This window comes from Methylophilus sp. DW102, from assembly GCF_037076555.1.
Classification (GTDB): domain Bacteria; phylum Pseudomonadota; class Gammaproteobacteria; order Burkholderiales; family Methylophilaceae; genus Methylophilus; species Methylophilus glucosoxydans.
In genome coordinates this window covers 2633958-2654293 of the sequence record NZ_AP029023.1, presented here as the reverse complement: position 1 = coordinate 2654293, position 20336 = coordinate 2633958, and the positions used below count along the sequence as shown (strand labels likewise).

At 51.7% G+C, this 20336-nt stretch carries 19 protein-coding genes; 10 read left to right on the top strand and 9 right to left on the bottom strand.

What is annotated here, in order from left to right:
* Positions 1–113 precede the first annotated feature (113 nt).
* The 4 genes from AACH41_RS12620 to dapF form a co-directional block, all read right to left on the bottom strand.
* Positions 114–695, bottom strand: a complete 582-nt coding sequence (locus AACH41_RS12620; RefSeq protein ID WP_194748789.1) for a Fe-Mn family superoxide dismutase — start codon at positions 693–695, stop codon at positions 114–116.
* Between the two features lie 184 nt (positions 696–879).
* Positions 880–1761 (bottom strand): tyrosine recombinase XerC, encoded by an 882-nt coding sequence (gene xerC, locus AACH41_RS12615; RefSeq protein ID WP_194748788.1) that lies wholly within the window; start codon positions 1759–1761, stop codon positions 880–882.
* Between the two features lie 189 nt (positions 1762–1950).
* Positions 1951–2604, bottom strand: coding sequence for a DUF484 family protein (locus tag AACH41_RS12610; protein WP_194748787.1), 654 nt, complete (start codon positions 2602–2604; stop codon positions 1951–1953).
* A gap of 33 nt (positions 2605–2637) precedes the next feature.
* Entirely contained in the window at positions 2638–3468 is an 831-nt protein-coding gene (gene dapF, locus AACH41_RS12605) for a diaminopimelate epimerase (RefSeq protein WP_338655459.1), read from the bottom strand.
* Between the two features lie 165 nt (positions 3469–3633).
* On the opposite strand from dapF, the gene metK reads away from it, so the two are divergent.
* Positions 3634–4797: a methionine adenosyltransferase gene (gene metK / locus AACH41_RS12600; protein ID WP_194748785.1), complete on the top strand. Its 1164-nt coding sequence runs from the start codon at positions 3634–3636 to the stop codon at positions 4795–4797.
* Positions 4798–4910: 113 nt separating this feature from the next.
* Positions 4911–6164: an HD-GYP domain-containing protein gene (locus AACH41_RS12595; RefSeq protein ID WP_338655456.1), complete on the top strand. Its 1254-nt coding sequence runs from the start codon at positions 4911–4913 to the stop codon at positions 6162–6164.
* Positions 6165–6213: 49 nt separating this feature from the next.
* Here AACH41_RS12595 and topA read toward each other — a convergent pair whose 3' ends face one another.
* The 4 genes from topA to AACH41_RS12575 all read right to left on the bottom strand — a co-directional run bounded on the left by topA (position 6214) and on the right by AACH41_RS12575 (position 10968).
* Positions 6214–8766, bottom strand: a complete 2553-nt coding sequence (gene topA, locus AACH41_RS12590) for a type I DNA topoisomerase (protein WP_338655455.1) — start codon at positions 8764–8766, stop codon at positions 6214–6216.
* Between the two features lie 111 nt (positions 8767–8877).
* Entirely contained in the window at positions 8878–9819 is a 942-nt protein-coding gene (ttcA, locus tag AACH41_RS12585) for a tRNA 2-thiocytidine(32) synthetase TtcA (RefSeq protein ID WP_275357675.1), read from the bottom strand.
* Positions 9820–9887: 68 nt separating this feature from the next.
* On the bottom strand, positions 9888–10208 hold the full coding sequence (locus tag AACH41_RS12580; RefSeq protein WP_338655454.1) for a hypothetical protein: 321 nt from the start codon (positions 10206–10208) through the stop codon (positions 9888–9890).
* A gap of 7 nt (positions 10209–10215) precedes the next feature.
* The gene (locus AACH41_RS12575) at positions 10216–10968 is read right to left on the bottom strand and encodes a pteridine reductase (RefSeq protein ID WP_338655453.1); all 753 of its coding nucleotides are present in this window, start codon (positions 10966–10968) and stop codon (positions 10216–10218) included.
* Between the two features lie 40 nt (positions 10969–11008).
* Between AACH41_RS12575 and AACH41_RS12570 the strand changes: the two genes are divergently transcribed.
* Together AACH41_RS12570 and trmB are read left to right on the top strand one after the other, a co-directional pair.
* Positions 11009–12178, top strand: coding sequence for an SAM-dependent methyltransferase (locus AACH41_RS12570; protein ID WP_338655452.1), 1170 nt, complete (start codon positions 11009–11011; stop codon positions 12176–12178).
* Positions 12179–12351: 173 nt separating this feature from the next.
* Complete coding sequence (gene trmB / locus AACH41_RS12565) at positions 12352–13062, top strand: tRNA (guanosine(46)-N7)-methyltransferase TrmB (RefSeq protein ID WP_313985367.1); 711 nt, start codon at positions 12352–12354, stop codon at positions 13060–13062.
* 36 nt (positions 13063–13098) lie between these two features.
* Here the strand turns inward: trmB and yihA are convergent, their stop codons facing one another.
* Positions 13099–13734 (bottom strand): ribosome biogenesis GTP-binding protein YihA/YsxC, encoded by a 636-nt coding sequence (gene yihA, locus AACH41_RS12560; RefSeq protein WP_194748777.1) that lies wholly within the window; start codon positions 13732–13734, stop codon positions 13099–13101.
* 110 nt (positions 13735–13844) lie between these two features.
* Between yihA and AACH41_RS12555 the strand changes: the two genes are divergently transcribed.
* The 6 genes from AACH41_RS12555 (at position 13845) to mlaE (ending at position 20331) form a co-directional block, all read left to right on the top strand.
* On the top strand, positions 13845–14471 hold the full coding sequence (locus AACH41_RS12555) for a c-type cytochrome (protein ID WP_338655451.1): 627 nt from the start codon (positions 13845–13847) through the stop codon (positions 14469–14471).
* A 203-nt stretch (positions 14472–14674) separates the two neighbouring features.
* Positions 14675–16594 carry a cytochrome c biogenesis protein ResB gene (locus AACH41_RS12550; RefSeq protein WP_338655450.1) on the top strand — a complete coding sequence of 640 codons (1920 nt, stop codon included), beginning with the start codon at positions 14675–14677 and terminating at the stop codon, positions 16592–16594.
* A 24-nt stretch (positions 16595–16618) separates the two neighbouring features.
* Complete coding sequence (ccsB, locus tag AACH41_RS12545; protein WP_194748774.1) at positions 16619–17761, top strand: c-type cytochrome biogenesis protein CcsB; 1143 nt, start codon at positions 16619–16621, stop codon at positions 17759–17761.
* Between the two features lie 204 nt (positions 17762–17965).
* On the top strand, positions 17966–18604 hold the full coding sequence (locus AACH41_RS12540) for a prepilin-type N-terminal cleavage/methylation domain-containing protein (RefSeq protein ID WP_338655448.1): 639 nt from the start codon (positions 17966–17968) through the stop codon (positions 18602–18604).
* 129 nt (positions 18605–18733) lie between these two features.
* Positions 18734–19537 carry an ABC transporter ATP-binding protein gene (locus AACH41_RS12535; protein WP_194748772.1) on the top strand — a complete coding sequence of 268 codons (804 nt, stop codon included), beginning with the start codon at positions 18734–18736 and terminating at the stop codon, positions 19535–19537.
* Positions 19537–20331: a lipid asymmetry maintenance ABC transporter permease subunit MlaE gene (gene mlaE, locus AACH41_RS12530; RefSeq protein WP_194748771.1), complete on the top strand. Its 795-nt coding sequence runs from the start codon at positions 19537–19539 to the stop codon at positions 20329–20331. The genes AACH41_RS12535 and mlaE overlap by 1 nt, the downstream gene beginning before the upstream one ends.
* Positions 20332–20336 lie beyond the last annotated feature (5 nt).

Sequence of the window (20336 nt, the reverse complement as noted above, 5' to 3'; positions counted from 1 at the left end):
GCCCCAGAAGGTCCGGGGCTTTAGCGCAGGTGTTTGGTATCACCAAACAACGCTTTTAATATACAGGTTAATGTTTGCGACTTTTAGTTTATTGTCGCCAACGACTCTGCGAATTAAGCAAAGTTTTTTGCTGCAAATTCCCAGTTCACCAGATGATTAAGGAATGTTTCCACGAATTTAGGACGGGCATTGCGGTGGTCGATGTAGTAGGCGTGTTCCCAAACGTCGATGGTCAACAATGCAGTGTCGCCTGTGGTCAATGGGGTGCCCGCGGCGCCCATGTTGACGATGTCTACAGAACCGTCGGCTTTTTTCACCAACCAGGTCCAGCCTGAACCAAAGTTGCCGACTGCTGAAGCTTGGAAAGCTTTTTTGAACTCTTCATAAGAGCCCCATTTGGCATTGATGGCTGCAGCCAATGCACCTGTTGGCTCACCACCACCGTTTGGAGACAGGCAGTTCCAGAAGAAGGTATGGTTCCAGATTTGTGCAGAGTTGTTGTAGATGCCAGCAGAAGATTTTTTCACAATCTCTTCCAGGCTGGCATTTTCAAACTCGGTGCCTTTGATCAGGTTGTTGAGGTTGGTGACGTAGGCTTGGTGGTGTTTGCCATAGTGATAGTCAAAAGTTTCTTCAGACATGTGTGGGGCTAATGCATTTTTTGCAAAAGGCAATGCTGGTAAGACGTGTTCCATGGAATTTCCTTTTTTAGGTTTGATTGAAATAACTGCCTGTCATGACTAAACGCAGGCGATGTGACTTTAGAGTCACGAGACTGGTAGAAAGTTTACCAATTTAGTAGGGTTATTTTGCCACAATTTATGCACTTGCAAAACCATGTGAGGACTAGGGTAAAGGCTAGGCCATTGATTCAGCCATTTATTTTTTTTTGGCACGCGGGTGTGCAGCGTCATACACTTTGCTCAAATGCTGAAAATCCAGATGTGTATACACCTGGGTGGTGCTGATATTGGCGTGCCCAAGCATTTCTTGTACGGCACGTAAGTCACCGCTACTTTGGAGTACGTGACTGGCAAAGCTGTGACGCAGCATATGAGGATGCACCTGGTTATGCAGGCCCTGCTTGATGGCCCAGTCACTGATGCGCTTTTGGATGCTGCGACCATTGAGGCGGCGACCTTGCTGGCTAATGAAGACCGCGGGTTGCTGTGGCTGTTTGAGCAGCCACAGTGGTCGCTGGGCCAACCAGGCCTTCAGTGCAGCAACGGCTTTGCTACCCAGCGGGACCATCCGTGTTTTATTGCCTTTGCCGGTGACGGTGACCATGCCTTCATTTAAATCCAGCCTGTCCAGGTTGAGGCCGACTAGTTCGCTCAGTCGCAAGCCTGAGGAGTAGAACAGTTCCAGCATGGCGCGGTCGCGCACAATGATGGCGGTATCGCCCTCCAGTTCGACCAGTTTGATGGTTTGCTCGATGGATAACGCGTGTGGCAGCGTTTTGGCGGCTTTGGGTGCGCGCAAGCCGATGACAGGATTGGAGGGGAATTGGTGATGCAGGACCAGATAACGGAAGAAGCCGCGCCAGCTGGAGAGCATGCGCGCGATGCTGCGGCCACTCAGGCCTTGGCTATGCAGGGTGGCGATGCTTCGACGGATGTGTTGCGGGGTGATCGATTGCAGCGTGTGCCCGTGTTGCGCGAGCAGTTGTTCTAGGTCACGCTGGTAGTTGTTGCGGGTGTGTTCACTGAGACCACGCTCGAAATGCAGAAAATCGAGGTAGTCATCTAGCAATTCATGCATGCGAGTATCCGCAGTACTTTAAATATGAGTCAGCGGTAGCCAGTGCCCGCCGCAGTTGGAGTGACCATGCTTGTTCATGCGGACTCTGGGTCACAGCCAACGCGGCAATCTGGCTGCGTTGCCATGGTTGATTTACGCTGACAATTGCCGCAAGAAGATCCCTCTTGGCGGAAACCTCAGCGGGGGCTTTCATACGATATAGCGTGCCAGCGAGGCGCTGACCAGTTCACCGATTCGGTTAAGGAACAACGTGCCCATGCCCGCATAAAAGCGGCTGCGTTGCTCGCTGGGGATGGCCATCAGACCAAACGTCACTTCCTGGTAGCGCATCGGAATCACGGCCAGCGAAGCCGGGGTTTCACTAAACCAGCCAGCAATATCCATGGTCGGCAGCGTGCCACAGTAAGGTTGGCTCAAGTCTTTGGCCCAGTTTTTGAGCGAGTCTTCTGCCGCAATAAACAGGCTGTCTGGCGCATGGGCGTCATTGGCCCATAGTTTGAGTTGTGTATTTGGCAACTGAAACTGGCTGGACAAAAACTCGACCAGATGCGCATGCAAGGCCGGCACGTCTTTGGCATACAGCAAGCCTAAAGTCAGCTCGTGCACCTTGTTGGCCGTGGTTTCGTTTTCTTCAGCAGTCAGGATCAGCTCGGTGAATCTGGATTCCAGTACACGAATTTTGTCGCGCTGGGCGATTTGCTGGCGTTCAGCCAGTGAAATAGTGCCTTTGCCATGTGGACTGGGCAGGAACAGCTCTGCCAGTAGGTGGGCATGACGCTCAAAGAAGTCAGGGTGTGCTTTGAGGTAATGCTTGATGTCGTTTTCGTTAATGCTTTCTTCCATGATACTGCTGTTCTTTATCTTAAGTTCTTTGTTTTAAATTTCAATTTCGCCGTCAAATACAATCTCTGCCGGCCCGGTCATCAAGACGGGCGACTCTCCGCCTGCCCATTGGATAGTGAGGATGCCGCCACGGGTATGGACTTTGATCGGGCTTTGTAGTGTACCCAGTTGGATGCCACTGACGGCTGCCGCGCAGGCGCCAGTGCCGCAAGCCAGCGTTTCACCACTGCCGCGTTCATAGACACGCAAATTGATCTCATGCTCGTTCAGGACCTGCATAAAACCAGCATTCACGCGTTGCGGAAATTGAGGATGCGATTCTATTTGCGGACCAAGGCTGGCGACTTCAGCCGTATGCACATTGTCTACCAGCATGACTGCATGCGGGTTGCCCATGGATACTGCGCTGACTGTGATGGTTTCGCTCGCCAATGGCAATTCATAAGTGGTTGCTTGTTGCTCAGCCTCAAAAGGGATCTGCGCGGGTGTAAAACGAGGCGCGCCCATATCCACGGTGACTTGTCCGTCTTCTTGTAATTTGAGCGAAATCACGCCACTGGCGGTTTCGACCTTGATTTCGTGTTTGTCTGTGAGCCCTTTATCCACGACAAATCGCACAAAACACCTGGCCCCATTGCCGCATTGCTCAACTTCGCCACCATCTGCATTAAAAATGCGGTAACGAAAGTCCACGTCAGGCGTGGTCGTCGACTCGACCATCAATAACTGGTCGCAACCCACGCCAAAATAGCGGTTGGCGATGTGCTGGATTTGGGCATGGGAGAGGTTGACGGGTGCTCGTGTCGCATCAATGACGACAAAATCATTGCCGGCGCCCTGCATTTTGGTGAATCTTAATTTCATAGCTCAAGATAATACCTTATCGGGCCGTTGAAGGCATCTATGGACATTATATTTATTCCTAGTTGTTTTTAAACTCGGGTAGAATCAGCCATCCCACGATTTGTGGCGGGCTTTAGCCTTTAGTCCGCTGCTTTTATTAACTTTATACTTTTCAAGGCGTCAAACATGAGTGAATATCTTTTTACCTCGGAATCCGTTTCCGAAGGTCATCCTGACAAACTGGCCGATCAAGTTTCTGACAGCATTCTCGATGCCATTCTTGCCCAAGATCCGACAGCACGTGTGGCGGCGGAAACTCTGGCAAATACCGGCCTGATTGTGTTGGCCGGTGAGATTACAACCACAGCCAATGTTGATTACATCAAAGTGGCCCGGGATGCAGTCAAGCGTATCGGCTACGACAATACCGATTACGGCATTGACTACAAAGGTTGTGCGGTACTGGTGGCTTATGACAAACAGTCCCCGGACATTGCGCAAGGCGTCGATAACGCCAATGATGATCCTCTGGATCAGGGCGCGGGTGATCAGGGTCTGATGTTTGGCTATGCCGTGAACGAAACGCCACAACTGATGCCTTTGCCCATCTGGTTGAGCCACCGTGTCATGGAGCGTCAATCGCAACTGCGTAAAGATGGCCGCTTGCCTTGGCTGCGTCCGGATGCCAAATCACAAGTCACTATCCAGTATGTCGATGGCAAACCGCATAAAATTGACACCGTGCTGGTGTCTACCCAGCATGCCCCTGAGATGACTTTAGAAGCCATTCGTGAAGCTGTCATTGAAGAAATTATCAAACCGACTTTGCCCGCAGAATTGATCAAAGGCGAGATCAAGTATCTGGTCAATCCGACCGGTCGTTTTGTCATAGGCGGCCCGCAAGGTGATTGTGGTCTGACTGGCCGAAAAATTATTGTGGATACCTATGGTGGTGCTGCACCCCATGGTGGTGGCGCGTTCTCTGGCAAAGATCCTTCCAAGGTTGACCGTTCAGCCGCTTATGCAGGTCGTTATGTCGCCAAAAATATTGTGGCGGCAGGCTTGGCTGACAAGTGTCTGGTGCAGGTCAGCTATGCGATTGGCGTGGCGCAACCGACCTCTATCATGGTCGAGACCTATGGCACTGGCAAGGTGTCTGATGAACGACTGACACAATTGGTGCGCGAGCATTTTGACTTGCGTCCCAAAGGCATTGTCAAAATGCTGGACCTGTTGCGACCCATTTACAGCAAAACAGCAGCATATGGTCACTTTGGCCGCGATGAACCTGAGTTCAGCTGGGAAAATACCGACAAGGCGGCAGCACTGCGCGCGGCGGCAGGATTGTAAACAACATTCACGTAAAAGTAATTTTGAAGAGGGCATTTGCCCTCTTTTTTTATGGCTATTTGACCTGAATCAATTGTAAAATTGTTAGCAGTTGTATGGGGGTTGTAAACGGGATGCTTAAAACAATTAAAGTGAAGGACGTGCGCCTAGGCATGTACATTCATGAGCTCAAGGGGCCGTGGATGGATCATCCATTTTGGCGCAGCAAGTTTGTGCTCAAGGACCCGGAAGACTTGCAGAAGCTTCTTGCCAGCCGCATCCAAGAAGTGGTGATTGATGTCAGCCAAGGCCTGGATGTTGCTAAGGCCAAAAAAACCTTATCCGAGCCCCCTCCGCAGCCAGCCTTGTCCGATAAGGAGCTGGTCATGCTTGAGCTGGATGGTCCGGCACCGTCCCCACCGCCCGCCTCACCTGATCCGAATAGACACACCCCGACCACGATTGAGGCTGAGCGAGAGCAAGCGGTTAAGATCATTGCTTCTTCGCGCAAAGCCATTAACTCAATGTTTCAGGATTTGCGCCTGGGTAAAGCAATAGAGGCGGAAGCAGTGATGCCCATCGTGGAAGAAATTTCTGCCTCTGTTACGCGTAATTCGCATGCGCTGATTAGTCTTGTACGGCTAAAAACGGTAGATGATTACACGTATATGCACTCGGTGGCGGTATGCGCACTGATGGCGGCCTTGGCAAAAGAGCTCAAGCTTTCTGATGCAGAGATCCGTAAAGCCGGATTGGCCGGATTAATGCATGATATGGGCAAAGCTGCGATTCCGCTGGATATTTTGAATAAACCTGGCGCACTCTCTGATCAGGAGTTTGATATCGTCCGCCAGCATCCGCAGTTGGGCTATGAGATGTTGCTTAAAGCGAATGTTGCCGATGAAGTCACGCTCGATGTTTGTTTGCATCATCATGAGAAAGTGGACGGAAGCGGCTATCCCAAGCGACTGTCTGGAGACCGCATTAGTATTTTTGCCAAGATGGGCGCTATTTGTGACGTGTATGACGCCGTTACGTCGACCCGTTCATATAAACCGGCTTGGGAGCCAGGTATGGCACTCAAACGTATGGCCAGTTGGGCCGGGCATTTTGATCCGGTCATCTTTAAGGCTTTCGTCAAGAGTTTGGGTATTTATCCTGTGGGGACTGTGGTAATTTTGAAGTCTGGCCGTTTGGCTGTCGTGGTCAGGCAATCGCCTGACAGTTTACTCAAGCCGGTCGTGAAGGTGTTTTTCTCCACAAAATCCAAAACGCGTATTCCCGTGGTTGAATTAGATTTATCCAAGGGAATGGATGAGATTGTAGGCAATGAGTCCGCTGCAGCCTGGGGCGTAGACAACATTGATCATTTATGGACAAATCATTAGTCCTCGCCATCGCAGCAACAATAAATAAAGGGAGCTTAGCTCCCTTTATTTATTCTGCTTCGGTTTTTTTTGTGCGTTTGCTGGTGGTTGTCTTGGTTGTTGTCTTTTTGGCAGGCGCTTTTTTAGCTGTCGTTTTTTTACCAGTTTTAGTGCCGCCGTCTTTCGCTGCCTTTTCGGCCAATAACTCTAGCGCTTGCTCAACGGTTAACTCTTCCGGCGTCACACTCTTTGGCAGTGTGGCGCGGATCCCGCTATGTTGTACATAAGGACCATAACGTCCTGAGAATACCTCAATACGCCCCTCGCCTGAAGGGTGCGCCCCCAAATCAGCCAGCGGTGCCGGGCCCCCGGCAGCCGCCAACAGTGCGACTGCGCCTTCCAGCGTAATGCTGAACACGCTTTCAGTTTTTGGGATGGACTTGAACTTGCCGTCGTGATTGACGTAGGGGCCAAAGCGGCCAATATTGGCGACGATTTTTTTACCGGTTTCCGGGTGTGCGCCCAGGTCCCGAGGCAGACTGAGCAGCATGTGCGCCGTATCAATATTGATCTGGCTGAGGGGAATCTCTTTGGGGATGCTGACGCGTTTTGGTTTTTTCTTTTCGCCTTCCACAGGCTGACCTACCTGCAAATAGGGGCCATAAGGGCCGTTCATCAGGTAAATGTCTTTTTGGGTTTCCGTATCCTGTCCGATGACGACCGGTTCGGCGGCGGCGTTGGTTTCACCATCCAGGCTGCGTTTGTAGTCACATTTGGGGGTGGCGTTGTAGCCGGTACACCCAATAAAGCTACCATAGCGGCTCAGTTGTTTCTGCAACTGGCGGCCACATTTGGGACATTGTTCATCGATGAGCTCATTGCCCGGACGTTCGACATCGGCCTTGACCTGAATCTGCTGGTTAAACCCTTGCCAGAACTTGTCCATGACGGGCACCCAGTCTAAATTCCCCTCCGCAATTTCATCGAGCTCGTTTTCGAGTTTGGCGGTAAAGTCATAATCCACATACTGGGTAAAGTGCTCGGTCAAAAACTTGTTGACGACACGACCTACGTCCGTAGGGGTAAAGCGTTTCTTATCCAGTAGCACATACTCGCGGTCTTGCAAGGTGGAAATAATGCTCGCATACGTCGAGGGGCGGCCAATACCGTATTCTTCCAGTGCTTTGACCAGGCTGGCCTCAGAGTAACGCGGCGGCGGCTCGGTAAAATGTTGCTCGCCATAAATACGCTCTACGTTCAGCACTTCGCCTGTTTCCAGGTGCGGTAGTTTGGCCTCGGCATCTTCGTCGTCTTTGTCGTCGTCCTTGCCTTCCATATAGACGGCAATAAAGCCAGGGAAGACCAGCGTTTGCCCACTGGCCCGGAACAGGTTGGCTTCGGAGCCGACGGCCAGATCAACACTGACTGCGTCATATTTGGCCTGTGTCATCTGACAAGCCAGCGTGCGCTTCCAGATCATTTCATACAGTTTGAACTGCTCGTCATTGAGATATTGACGCACACTGGCTGGCGTCCGTGTAATGTCGGTAGGGCGGATCGCCTCATGCGCCTCTTGAGCATTCTTCGCTTTGGTTTTGTACATGATGGGCGCTTTAGGCAGGTAGTCTGCGTCAAAATGCTTTTTCACGTAGTCGCGGATTTGCATGACGGCTTCGGTGGCCAAACTGAACGAGTCGGTACGCATGTAGGTAATCAAGCCGACGGTGCCGCTACCCACGTCTACCCCTTCATACAGTTGTTGTGCAACACGCATGGCGCGGCTGGTGGTAAAGCCCAGCTTGCGCACGGCCTCTTGTTGCAAGGTTGACGTGGTAAAGGGGGCGGCCGGACTCCGGCTGCGTTGTTTTTTCTCAACGCGGGTGACCGTTGTTTTGCCGGCAGATGCCAGCAGCAGTTTGCCGACGATATCGGCTTGCTGGTCATGATTGATGACGGTGAACTGTTCGACTTTTGCCCCATTGAGCTGCACCAGCTTAGCTTCAAAACCATGCGCATGCTTGAGCGCACCCATATGGATGCTCCAGTATTCCTGACTGGTAAAGGCTTCGATTTCGAGCTCGCGTTCGACAATCAGGCGCAAAGCAGGGCTCTGCACGCGGCCAGCCGAGAGGCCGCGGCGGATCTTTTTCCATAGCAGTGGCGATAAATTAAAGCCAACCAGATAGTCCAGCGCGCGGCGCGCCTGCTGCGCATTGACCAGGTCCATCGAAATGTCGCGCGGATGATCAATCGCATACTTGACGGCGGTTTGCGTGATTTCGTTAAACTCAACGCGTTTGAGCAATTTGTTCTTGATCAGCTTTTTCTCAGCCAGAATCTCGGCAATATGCCAGGAGATGGCCTCGCCTTCGCGATCCGGGTCGGTTGCCAGATAAATGCTGTCTGCATTTTTGACTGCTTTGGCAATCGCATCTACATGCTTGCTGTTGCGGTCGATAATGCCGTACTTCATGGCAAACTGCTGGGTTGGATCGACGGCGCCATTTTTTGGAATCAGGTCTCGTACATGCCCGTAAGAGGCCAAGACTTCAAAGTCGCCGCCCAAATACTTTTTTAGGGTTTTGGCTTTGGAAGGGGATTCTACAATCAGTAGTTTGGACATTGCGTAGTCTGTTTAAGCGTTGGCTAGATAATAGCAAGCGTTGCAACGGCTAGACAACCTTCCATACAAGAAAGTGCCGTTTTATACACCTGCCATCCTCAAATAGTTGTTTTATTCTTCAGTGGACACCGCAACTGGAAACGGTTTGCGTGCAAAGGCAATATGTTTTTCGTCTTGCGTGGCAATGGTCAGTGCCATGTCGTTGCTCGAAAATTTCTCATGGTCAAACATGGGATCTTCATCCTCCTCTTTGGCCTGGCTCAAATGCTTGAAGTCATACAAGTCAAAATCTGCCAAGTGTGAGGGCTCTACATTACCAATGGCACGGAAAATATTATTGATGCGACCGGGTTGTTCACGCTCCCAGTTGTTAAGCATGTCTTTCACTTTTTGCCGCTGCAAGTTTTCCTGGCTGCCGCACAAATCACACGGAATAATCGGAAACTGCATGCCGCGTGCATAAGCGGCAATGTCTTTCTCGGCACAATAGGCCAGCGGGCGGATCACCATGAATTCGCCACGGTTGGTCGCCAGCTTGGGCGGCATCGCCTTCATCTTGGCCCCGTAAAACATGTTTAAGAACAAGGTTTGCACAATGTCATCGCGATGGTGTCCCAGCGCAATCTTGTTAGCACCCAATTGCTGTGCCGTGGTGTAGATAATGCCTCGACGCAGGCGTGAACAGAGGCTGCAAGTGGTTTTACCCTCAGGGATTTTTTCCTTGACGATGGAATAGGTGTCGGCCTCGACGATGCGATATTCAACACCCAGTTTTTCAAAGTAGGCCGGCAGAATGTCGGCTGGAAAGCCCGGCTGCTTCTGGTCCAGATTCATCGCAATCAGTTTGAAGTTGATCGGCGCGCGTTCTTGCAGCGCCAGCAGAATCATGAGCATGGCATGGCTGTCTTTGCCGCCACTCATGCACACCAGCACGGTATCGCCTTCCTCAATCATGTTGTAGTCACCAATGGCTTTACCGGTGGCACTAATCAACTGGTTGCGCAGCTTTAAAAAATTCTGGCTGACATCGTCAGGGTAATGTTTGATCTTCATAGGCGCGCATTATAGCGGAAAGCCGGGCGTAAAAATGGTAAGTGTTTGATTATTTGAGGTGATTTTGTTTATTCCAGCGTAACATCTGCATCGCATCGCGTATCTGCAGCAATCCAGCGTCTGAATAATCGGCTGGCCGCACGGTTGAGCCTGGTCGGTAGCCAGCTTAAAAATTGCGCCGGCGCACTGACCATGCCGCAAAAATAACGTTTTTCAACTTCACTCCAGATCAGGGCGCGGCACGGGGTTTGATGCGGCAAGAGCAGGGTCAGACTCACCGGGCAGGGCTCGGCCGCACAACAGACACCACAGCCATTACAGGCTGCCCCCAATTCGGGTTTGGGGGGCGCAGCAGCATGGATAGTGATGGTCTGCTCTTTAATCCGCATCGCTGAGTTACATACTTAAATGGCGGCCGCCATCCACGGCCAGCACATGGCCGGTGATAAACGGCGCGTCATACACCAGAAACTTGACCGCCTTGGCAATGTCATCCGGTTCGCCTGTGCGCTTAAGCAGGGTCTGGTTGACGACCTGTTGCCGGTAGGTTTCATCAAACTCCTGATTGTCTTCTGGCCACAACACTGGCCCTGGTGCAACCGCATTGACGCGTACATTAGGCGCCAACTCCTGCGCCAGCGATTTGGTCAGGTTGACCAGGCCGGCTTTTGCGGCACTGTAAATGATGTAATGCTTTTTGGGGCGCTCTATGTGCATGTCCGTGATGTTGACGATGCATCCCTGGCTGGCGAACAGGGCATCGGCGGCGGCCTGGCTTAAAAATAAGGGTGCTTTAAGGTTGCTGCCGGTGAGTTCATCCCATTGTGCTTCGCTAATGCCACCGAGGGGTGTCGCATAATAGCTGGAAGCGTTGTTGACCAGTGCATCGAGTCGGCCGAATTGTTGCAAGGTGGCTTGGATCAGTTTGGGTAAATCTGCCGTTTGCAGTAGGTTGGCCTGCATGATCGCTACACTGTCGGCACGCGTCTGGTTGAGCTCTGCTTGCAGTGTTTCGGCTTCTTGCTGACTGGTGTGGTAGTGCAACATCACATTGGCCCCTTGCTGGTGCAAGGCGCGGGTGATGGCTGCGCCTACCCGCTTGGCACCGCCAGTAATCAATACTACTTTATTGTTAGGGCTGAATTTCACGTTGTACTCTTTTCTAAACGGCTCACATTATAATGATTGAATGACTGTTCAACCCACTTCTTCCCGCTTGCCTGTGCCGGATGCGCTGATGCAGGCGCACAGCGACGCCCTGCACCAACAGATCAAAGCGCATATTGAGCAACAAGGCGGCTGGATTTCCTTTGCGGATTACATGCAGCAAGCCTTGTATACGCCACACCTCGGATATTACAGCGGCGGCGGCAATAAGTTCGGTATAGGCGGCGATTTTGTGACTGCTCCCCAAATTTCGCCTCTCTTTGCGCAGGCCATCGCCAACCAGCTCGCCCCTGTGCTGTTAGAAACCGGGGGGGCTATTTTGGAGCTAGGCGCAGGCACCGGCAGATTGGCGCAAGGCTTGCTGCAAGCGCTGCATACCCAGCACCAGCTACTCCCACACTACTCTATCCTTGAGGTAAGTGCCAACTTACGGATGCGCCAGCAAGAAAGCTTGCAGGCAGGCTTGCCAGCCGAGCTTTATGCACGGGTGCAATGGCTGGATCGTTTGCCTGAACAATTCACGGGCGTGGTGATTGGCAATGAAGTGCTGGATGCGATCCCGGTACAGCTGGTGGAGTGGCATGGCGGCCGCTGGCTAGAGCGCGGGGTTGGCTATGAACATGGGTTTGTATGGCAAACGCGCCCTTTGCAAAATGAGGCAGGCGTCGCACACATCGACGCCGCTCAGTTGCCAGAAGGATATCTCACCGAAGTTAATCCTGCGGCACAAGGATTGATCGCCAGTCTCGCCGCGATGTTGCAGCAAGGATTGATCTTGCTGCCTGATTACGGCTTCAGTGCCCGCGAGTACTATCACCCGCAGCGCAACCAGGGCACGCTGATGTGTCATTATCAGCACTATGCGCATGATGATCCGTTGCGGTATCCCGGCTTGCAAGACATCACCGCCCACGTCGATTTTACCGCCATGGCCGAAACGGCATTGGCACATGGACTCGATTGCGCGGGATACACCAATCAAGCCCAGTTTTTGATCAATTGCGGCATTCTGCAATTGCTACAGCAGATCAATCCCGAAGACAGTGCCCATTATTTGCCGCAGGTGGCTACGGTGCAAAAGCTGTTGTCACCGGCGGAGATGGGCGAATTATTCAAGGTATTGGCTTTGAGTAAAGGGATCTCATTGCCATTGCTGGGCTTTTTGCAAGGGGATAAGCGTCATCAGCTTTAAGTTTGGGCTGGTTGATGGCGGCCGTGTATGCTTGAATCAGCCATGTTTGCGCTTGAGTGCACGCAACCTTGATTGACACATTGTTGTACTCGCGACTGGTTGCAATGAAGCTGAAAGCACAGACCGTAAAAATCACAAAATCAAAAGCATGCCTCTCAAGTATAATGCGCCCCATGAGTGAATTAGACCAAACCCTCCCGATTGACGAAGCGCCTTATCAACGCCGTATCCGCAGTTTTGTGCTGCGTCAGGGCCGCTTGACCAAGGGCCAGGAGCGCGCATTACAAACGGCCTGGCCGCAATTCGGGATCGAGTATGCAGCGCAGCCGCTCGATCTGAATCAGGCATTCGGGCGTAGCGAGAGCAAAAAAATCCTTGAGATCGGCTTTGGCATGGGGGATGCGACGGCAAAGATTGCACAAACCTTGCCTGACTATGACTTTCTGGCAGTCGAGGTGCATACCCCAGGCGTGGGGAGTCTGCTCAAGTTGATGCAGGAGGGGGATATCCAGAATATCCGTATTATTCAGCATGATGCGGTTGAGGTGTTACAGCAGATGTTGGCAGACGGTTCGCTGGATGGCGTACACATTTTCTTTCCCGATCCCTGGCACAAAAAACGTCATCACAAACGTCGATTGATCCAGGCTGAGTTTGTAAAACTGTTGTGCTCAAAATTGAAAGCGGGCGCTTACATTCATGTGGCGACTGACTGGCAGGAGTATGCCGAGTGGGTACTTGAGGTATTGCGCGCAGAGCCACAGTTGCAGAATACTGCGGCAGATTATGCCGAGAAACCGGCCTACCGTCCGCTCACCAAGTTTGAAAACCGGGGTCTCAAGTTGGGACACGGGGTGTGGGATTTGGTGTTCAGGCGCGTTTAAGGTCCACTAAAAAGGCAGACTGTGCGTCTGCCTTTTTTATTCGCTGGCTGGCGCCACCGCTTCCGTTTGGGTGTCACCACCGAAGAACCATTCGCCCAGCACTTTTTCTGCTTCATCAACCCCTTGCTTTTTCAGGCTGGAAAAGAGTTGCACGGAGATGGCATTTCCCCAGTTGGCTTGGAGCTCTTTGCGGACTTTACCTAAGGTGATGGTAGATTCGCTGCGCGACAATTTGTCGCTTTTAGTCAGCAGTACGTGCACCGGTTTGCCGCTGGGACAGAACCAGTCCAGCATTTGCCGGTCTAGTGGTGTGAGTGGGTGACGGCTATCCATGACCAGTACCAGGCCGGCCAGGCTGCTGCGTTCGCTCAGGTAGCGGGACAGCACGTTTTGCCAATGCATGCGCATGGCTTCAGGCACCTTGGCGTAACCGTAGCCAGGCAGGTCAACCAGGTGCTTGTCATCGCCCAGGGTGAAAAAGTTAATCAGCTGTGTGCGGCCTGGTTGCTTGCTCACAAACGCGAGCCGGTTGTGGTTGGCCAAAGTGTTCAGCGCGCTCGATTTTCCGGCGTTAGACCGGCCGGCAAATGCTACTTCAATGCCACTGGCTGGGGGCAAGTCCCGCAGGTGGTGTGCAGAGAGGTGAAAGCTGGCATTTTGGAAAACAGGCATGATGGCGTTGAGCTGACTCAAGATTTGTGGACTATTCAGGCTTGCATGCTATCACGAACAGGCTTTGTTTGATAAAATGCTGCAGAATAAAAACGTTGGGGCATTCAGATATGTTAAAGAGTTTTAAAGCGGGATTGTTTTTATTGCTGGCAACTGGCTTGCAGCCTGTTTTTGCTGAGGAAGCGGCCCCTGCGGCGGCGGCGGCGGTCAATGGCCCTGAGAAAATCGTGCAGAACGTCTGTGCGGCTTGTCATGGCGCAGATGGTAACAGTGTGATTACGACCAACCCCAAGTTGGCGGGTCAGCATCCTGAGTATCTGGTCAAGCAGTTGACTAACTTTAAAGAAGGCACGCGTGCCAACGCAGTGATGTCCGGCATGGCCGGTGCCTTAAGCCAGGAAGACATGGAAGGCCTGGCAAAATACTTTTCTTCCCAAAGCATCAAGCTGAACAAGGCGAAAAGCAATGGTAAAGGCTCACTGGGTGAGAAGATCTATCGCGGCGGGATTGCTGCAACGCAAGTGCCTGCCTGTGCAGCTTGCCATGGCGCGACGGGTGCCGGATTGCCCAAGCAGTTTCCGCGCTTGGCCGGGCAGCATGCAGATTACACCTTGCAGCAACTGCGTACTTTCCGCACTGGTGAGCGCGCCAATGCACCAATGATGATGACCATCGCCGGTAAAATGAGCGATGCCGAGATGCAGGCTGTTGCAGACTATATCCAAGGCTTGCGTTAATTTTTGACTGCTCGAAAAAGGTGGCTTTGGCCACCTTTTTTACTGTAGCCGTATGCAACCTTTGCAGTTTTGTGTCGTCCACAACAGCGGGCCTTGCGTTAAGACCGTGACTGACCAGCAACCAAACTTATCCATCTTTTGACGAGAACGATTTGAAATCTCCAGCTTCATTTTCCCTGCGTGTTTATGAGTTACTGAGTTCCATGCGTTTTGCCGTGAGCTTGTTAACGCTGTTGGGCGTTGCGTCGATTATTGGTACCGTACTCAAGCAGAATGAGCCCTATACCAATTACATCGTCAAGTTCGGTCAATTCTGGTTTGAATTGTTCGAATTGCTGGGGTTGCTGGATGTCTATCATGCGGCGTGGTTTTTGGTGATTTTACTGTTTTTGGTGATTTCAACTACCTTGTGCGTGCTGCGGAATACACCGCTCATGCTCAAGGAATGGAAAACCTATAAAGAGCATGCGACTGAAAAGTCCTTACGTTTATTTGAGCATCAGGCCAGCCTGACGACGGCTTCGGCAGCAACCGCCTTACAGTCACAGTTGTCCGCCTGGTTGACGGCAGAGCGTTACACGTTCAAGGCGACGCCACAAAGAAATGGCGATGTGCTGATTGCGGCCAAATTGGGGACGCATCAGCGCTTGGGCTATATCTTTACGCATGCCGCGATTGTGGTGATTTGTTTTGGTGGCCTGCTCGATGGCAATTTGCCGTTCAAGATTCAGGAATTGCTGGGTTATAAAAAGGTTGAGACGCGCGATATTCCTTCACGCCAGGTGCCGCCTGAGAGTCGGCTGGGGGTGGGCAACCTTTCATTCCGCGCCAATATGACCTTGCCGGAAGGCGAACGGGATAACGTGTCTTTCTTGCGGGTGCGTGATGGCTATCTGGTCCAAGAATTACCTTTTACGGTCATGCTCAAGGACTTCCGTATCGAGCATTACCCGACCGGGATGCCGAAATCGTTTGAAAGCGATATCCTCATCACTGATTCAGACCTGAAGCAACCGATTGAGGCGACGGTCAGAGTGAATCATCCTTTTATTTACAAAGGGATTGCGATTTATCAATCTGACTTTCAGGATGGTGGCTCACAGCTCAAATTCAAACTCTGGGATTTGGCCGCTAATCAGCAGGATGGATTTGATGTGGATGGCGTGATCTTGCAAAAAGGCTCACTCGGTGACGGCGCGCAAAAGCTGACAGTCGAATTCAACGAGTTTCGCCAGTTTAATATCCTGAATCTGTCGGCGGATGGTAAAGGTAAGCCGCACAATGTGGGTCCAAACACCACGTTCAAATTGCGCAATGCCAGTGGCCAGGCACGTGAGTATGTCAATTACATGCAGCCTCTGATACTGGATGGCCGCGCTTATTTCGTCTCTGGCATGCGTGAGACCGTGCAGGAGGACTTCAAGTACTTGCGCATTCCCGCAGATGACGACATGGAAATCACCGGTTTTATGCGATTGCGCCAAACCTTGCGCGATGACAAGTCGATTCAGGCGATCGCGCAGCAGGTGGCCGCGCAAATGCCAGGTAATAACCCCACATTACGAGCGCAGTTTGAGCAAAGCTTGCAGCAATTGCTAATGACCTTCAAGCGTGGCGGCTACAGTGAGTTGTCGCGCATTATTGAAAGCGCTGTGCCCAAAGACCAGCGCGAGCAAGCGGCACAAACTTATCTCAAATTGTTGAACCGTGCAGCGATGCAGGCATATCAAATGAGCCGTGCACAACGTCACTTGCAGCCTATCGCAGAGGATCAGACCAGCGCCATCTTTATACAGGATAGCCTGAATGCCATGAATGACTTATTCTTTTATGGCACACCGTATTATTTTCAGCTCAAGAATTACACGCTGAAACAAGCCAGTGGTTTCCAACTGACGCGCTCGCCTGGGCAGAATTGGGTATATCTGGGTTCGGTGATGTTGGTACTGGGTATTTTTGCCATGTTCTATATTAAGGAACGTCGCTTGTGGTTATTGATCAAACCTGCACAGCACGAAGTCCTGGTGGCCATGTCGTCTAACCGTAAAAATATGGACTTGGATCAGGATTTTGCGCGTGCGCGCCAGCAACTTTCAACGCTGTTGCAAGCACCTTCAGCATAATGCGTTATTGAATCGGGGAATAAGATGAATACGTCAACGTTATCCAAGCCAGTATCCTTCTGGCAGTCGTTAAGCAAGTTTGATTGGGTCTATGCCATTCTGTTGCTGGCGGGTGCGGTGTTTTCGTATCAGCGCTATGCAGGCTTCATGGATATTTACGAGGTCAGCTTTCTGTTTGGGGCAGTCGCGGTATTTAGTTATTTGGGCTGGCGCTGGTCAGCCATTGCCCGCCTGGTCTTGGGTGTGGCTGTGCTGAGCCTGATTGGCGTCTACGTTTATCAGGGCGACTTGAGTCAGGGTGGTCAACGCTTCTTGCTCAAGTTTCTGTTGGCCAGCCAGTCTGCCATCATGTGGATGAATGTGCTGTTTGTATTGGCTATGCTGACCTATTGGCTGGCCATGTTCCAAAAATCAGAGTTCACCGCCAAAGTGGCCTCGGCCCTGACATGGACGGCGACCTTGTTTGGGTTTGTCGGCCTGATGGTGCGCTGGTATGAGTCCTACCTGATTGCACCCGATATCGGCCATATTCCGATCAGCAATTTATACGAAGTGTTTATCCTGTTTTGCCTGATCACGGCTTTGTTGTATTTGCACTATGAGCAATTGTTTAAAACGCGCCAATTGGGTGGTTTTGTGCTGGTGGTGATCAATGCCGCGGTGGGCTTTATTCTCTGGTATACCTTCGATCGTCATGCCAACGAGATTCAGCCATTGGTGCCTGCCTTGCAAAGTTACTGGATGAAAATTCATGTGCCCGCCAATTTTATTGGCTATGGCGCCTTCTCGCTGGCGGCGATGGTTGCCGGGGCTTACCTGCTGGCAAAGCGGGGCATTCTGGCGAGTCGCTTGCCCGCGCCGCATGTGCTGGATGATCTGATGTATAAAGCGATTGCGGTCGGTTTTGCATTTTTCACGATTGCAACGATTTTAGGGGCAATGTGGGCCGCAGAGGCTTGGGGAGGCTACTGGTCATGGGACCCTAAAGAAACCTGGGCACTGATTGTCTGGCTAAATTATGCGGCCTGGCTGCATTTGCGTCTCATGAAGGGCTTGCGCGGCAGCATGTTGGCTTGGTGGGCGCTGGTGGGGCTACTGGTGACAACGTTTGCATTTTTGGGCGTGAATATGTTTTTAAGCGGGCTGCATTCTTACGGTACGCTTTAATTTTAAGTAGCCATTTCAACGGGCAGATGTTTACACATCTGCCCGTTTTCTTTGGTCTTTTTGCTAGATTCCTGGTGTTTTATTTGTTAAATATATTTAATTAATGTTAAAGTTGTTGCTGTGCCGGTCTATTCATAGCATCGGTGCAGATGCGTCTTGGGTCATGCTTTTAACAACAGGTTTAAGCTATCAGGAGGATTTAACATGAAAACACAACAAGGGTTTACTTTGATTGAATTGGCGATTGTGCTGGTGATCGCCGGGTTGCTATTGGCCGGGGTGATGCGCGGGCAAGAATTGATTGCCAACGCCAAGGTGAAAAGTCTCGCCAGTGACTTTAGAAATATCCCCACTTATTTTTATGGCTATCAAGACCGTTTTCGCGTCTTGCCCGGGGATGATCATGCGGCGGATATCCATGTCAACGGCACCAATGCGACTACGAACGGGCAAACACAAAATGGCTTGATTCAGGGTGCTTGGAATTCAAACACGGATACGGATGAATCATTTTTAATCTGGCAACACCTGCGATTGGCGGGCTTGGCTACCGGATCAACCGACCCCACCAGTACGCAGTATGTGCCACGTAATAGCGAAGGCGGGCAGTTGGGTGTCAGCAACGTGACAGCTTTGACAGCGGTCACCGCAGGCGCGTTTAGCAGTGCGCACGCCATGTGTTCCGATGCGATTTTAGGACGTTATGCGGCGCAATTGGATACCATGCTGGATGACGGTGTAGGCAATACTGGCGCCATGCGTGTTGTCCTAAATGGCACACCTAGTGCCGGCGTTGCCACACCGCTACCCGGCACGGCCTACTTAGTGTGCATGAGTTTTTAGTGTAGAATACAACAGATTGCTGATACAAAAAGCCTGGTTTTTCAGGCTTTTTGTATTATGAGGTTTACATACATCTTTTCAATTTGAATCTGTTTTAGAATAAGAGCCGATTTACAACTCCCACTTCCTATGGCGAACGCAATTGTAGAAATTCAAGACCTGTCTTTCGGCTACAAAGGCCGATTGTTGCATAAAGGCATCAACATGACGTTTCCCAAAGGTAAGGTGGTTGCCATCATGGGCGGCAGTGGCAGCGGTAAAACCACATTGTTGCGTTTGATCGGTGGGCAGTTAAAGCCGACCAAGGGGCAAGTCAAAGTGGTTGGTGAGGTCGTTCATGAGCAAGATCGTGAAGGCATTTACCGACTGCGCCGAAAAATGGGCATGTTGTTTCAACATGGTGCCTTGTTCACCGATTTATCCGTGTATGAAAATGTTGCGTTTCCGATGCGCGAGCATACCAGCTTGCCCGAAAGCATGATTCGTGACCTGGTGCTGATGAAGTTGAATGCCGTTGGTTTGCGGGGTGCGCATGCCCTGATGCCTACAGAGCTGTCAGGCGGTATGGCCAGACGTGTTGCACTGGCGCGCGCAATTGCCCTGGATCCCAGCATTATCATGTATGACGAGCCATTTGCCGGACTGGATCCGATTTCCATGGCCGTTATTTGCGACCTCATTCGCAGTCTGAATGACGTGCTGGGGGCAACTTCTATCATCGTCACGCATGATGTTGAAGAGACGTTCCAGTTTGCTGACTACGTCTATTTCGTCGCCGACGGCATTGTCGCTGCCGAGGGCACGCCCGATGAGCTGCGTCAGTCCGAGTTGCCGTTTATCCATCAATTTGTGCATGGTGAAAAAGACGGTCCGGTTCCTTTCCATTATGCGGCGCCTGAATATCATGCCAGTTTGTTAAGAGGGGCGCGTTAATGATTGTGCATAAAATCAAGCGGCTGCTGACCAAGCTGGGGGCGGGCTTTATCAATAAAATCTGGCGTCTGGGAGCGGGTGGTCGCTTGTTGTGGTTAACGCTGATTTCCTCCGGCGAGAGTTTTCGCCGCTTTCGGCTCACGATCCGCGAAGTTTATTTTACTGGCGTCCTCTCGCTGATCATTATTCTGGTCTCCGCGTTTTTCGTCGGCATGGTGCTGGCCTTACAGGGCTATAACACGTTGCAAAAATACGGCTCGTCGGAAGCGATTGGCGTATTGGTTTCGTTGGCCCTGGTGCGCGAGTTGGGGCCGGTGGTTACGGCCTTGTTATTTGCCGGACGTGCCGGTACCGCCATTACTGCTGAAATCGGGTTGATGAAGGCGACAGAGCAGCTTTCTGCCATGGAAATGATGGCGGTCAGTCCCATCGCACGCGTCATTGCCCCGCGTTTCTGGGCGGGGGTGATTGCCATGCCGATATTGGCGGCCTTGTTCTCGATGGTGGGTATTTTGGGCGGCTATTTGGTGGCAGTGCCTTTGATTGGCGTTGACGCTGGCGCATTCTGGTCACAGATGCAAGCCAATGTGGACTGGCAGTATGACATCCTGAATGGCGTGTTGAAGAGCCTGGTGTTTGGCGTGGCTTGTACCATGATTGCCTTGTTTGAGGGCTATGATGCACCGCCGACCGCTGAGGGGGTCAGCCGGGCCACAACACGCACAGTGGTGAGTTCGTCACTGGCGGTATTGGGGCTGGATTTTATATTAACCTCGTTCATGATCGCGGTTTAGCAGGA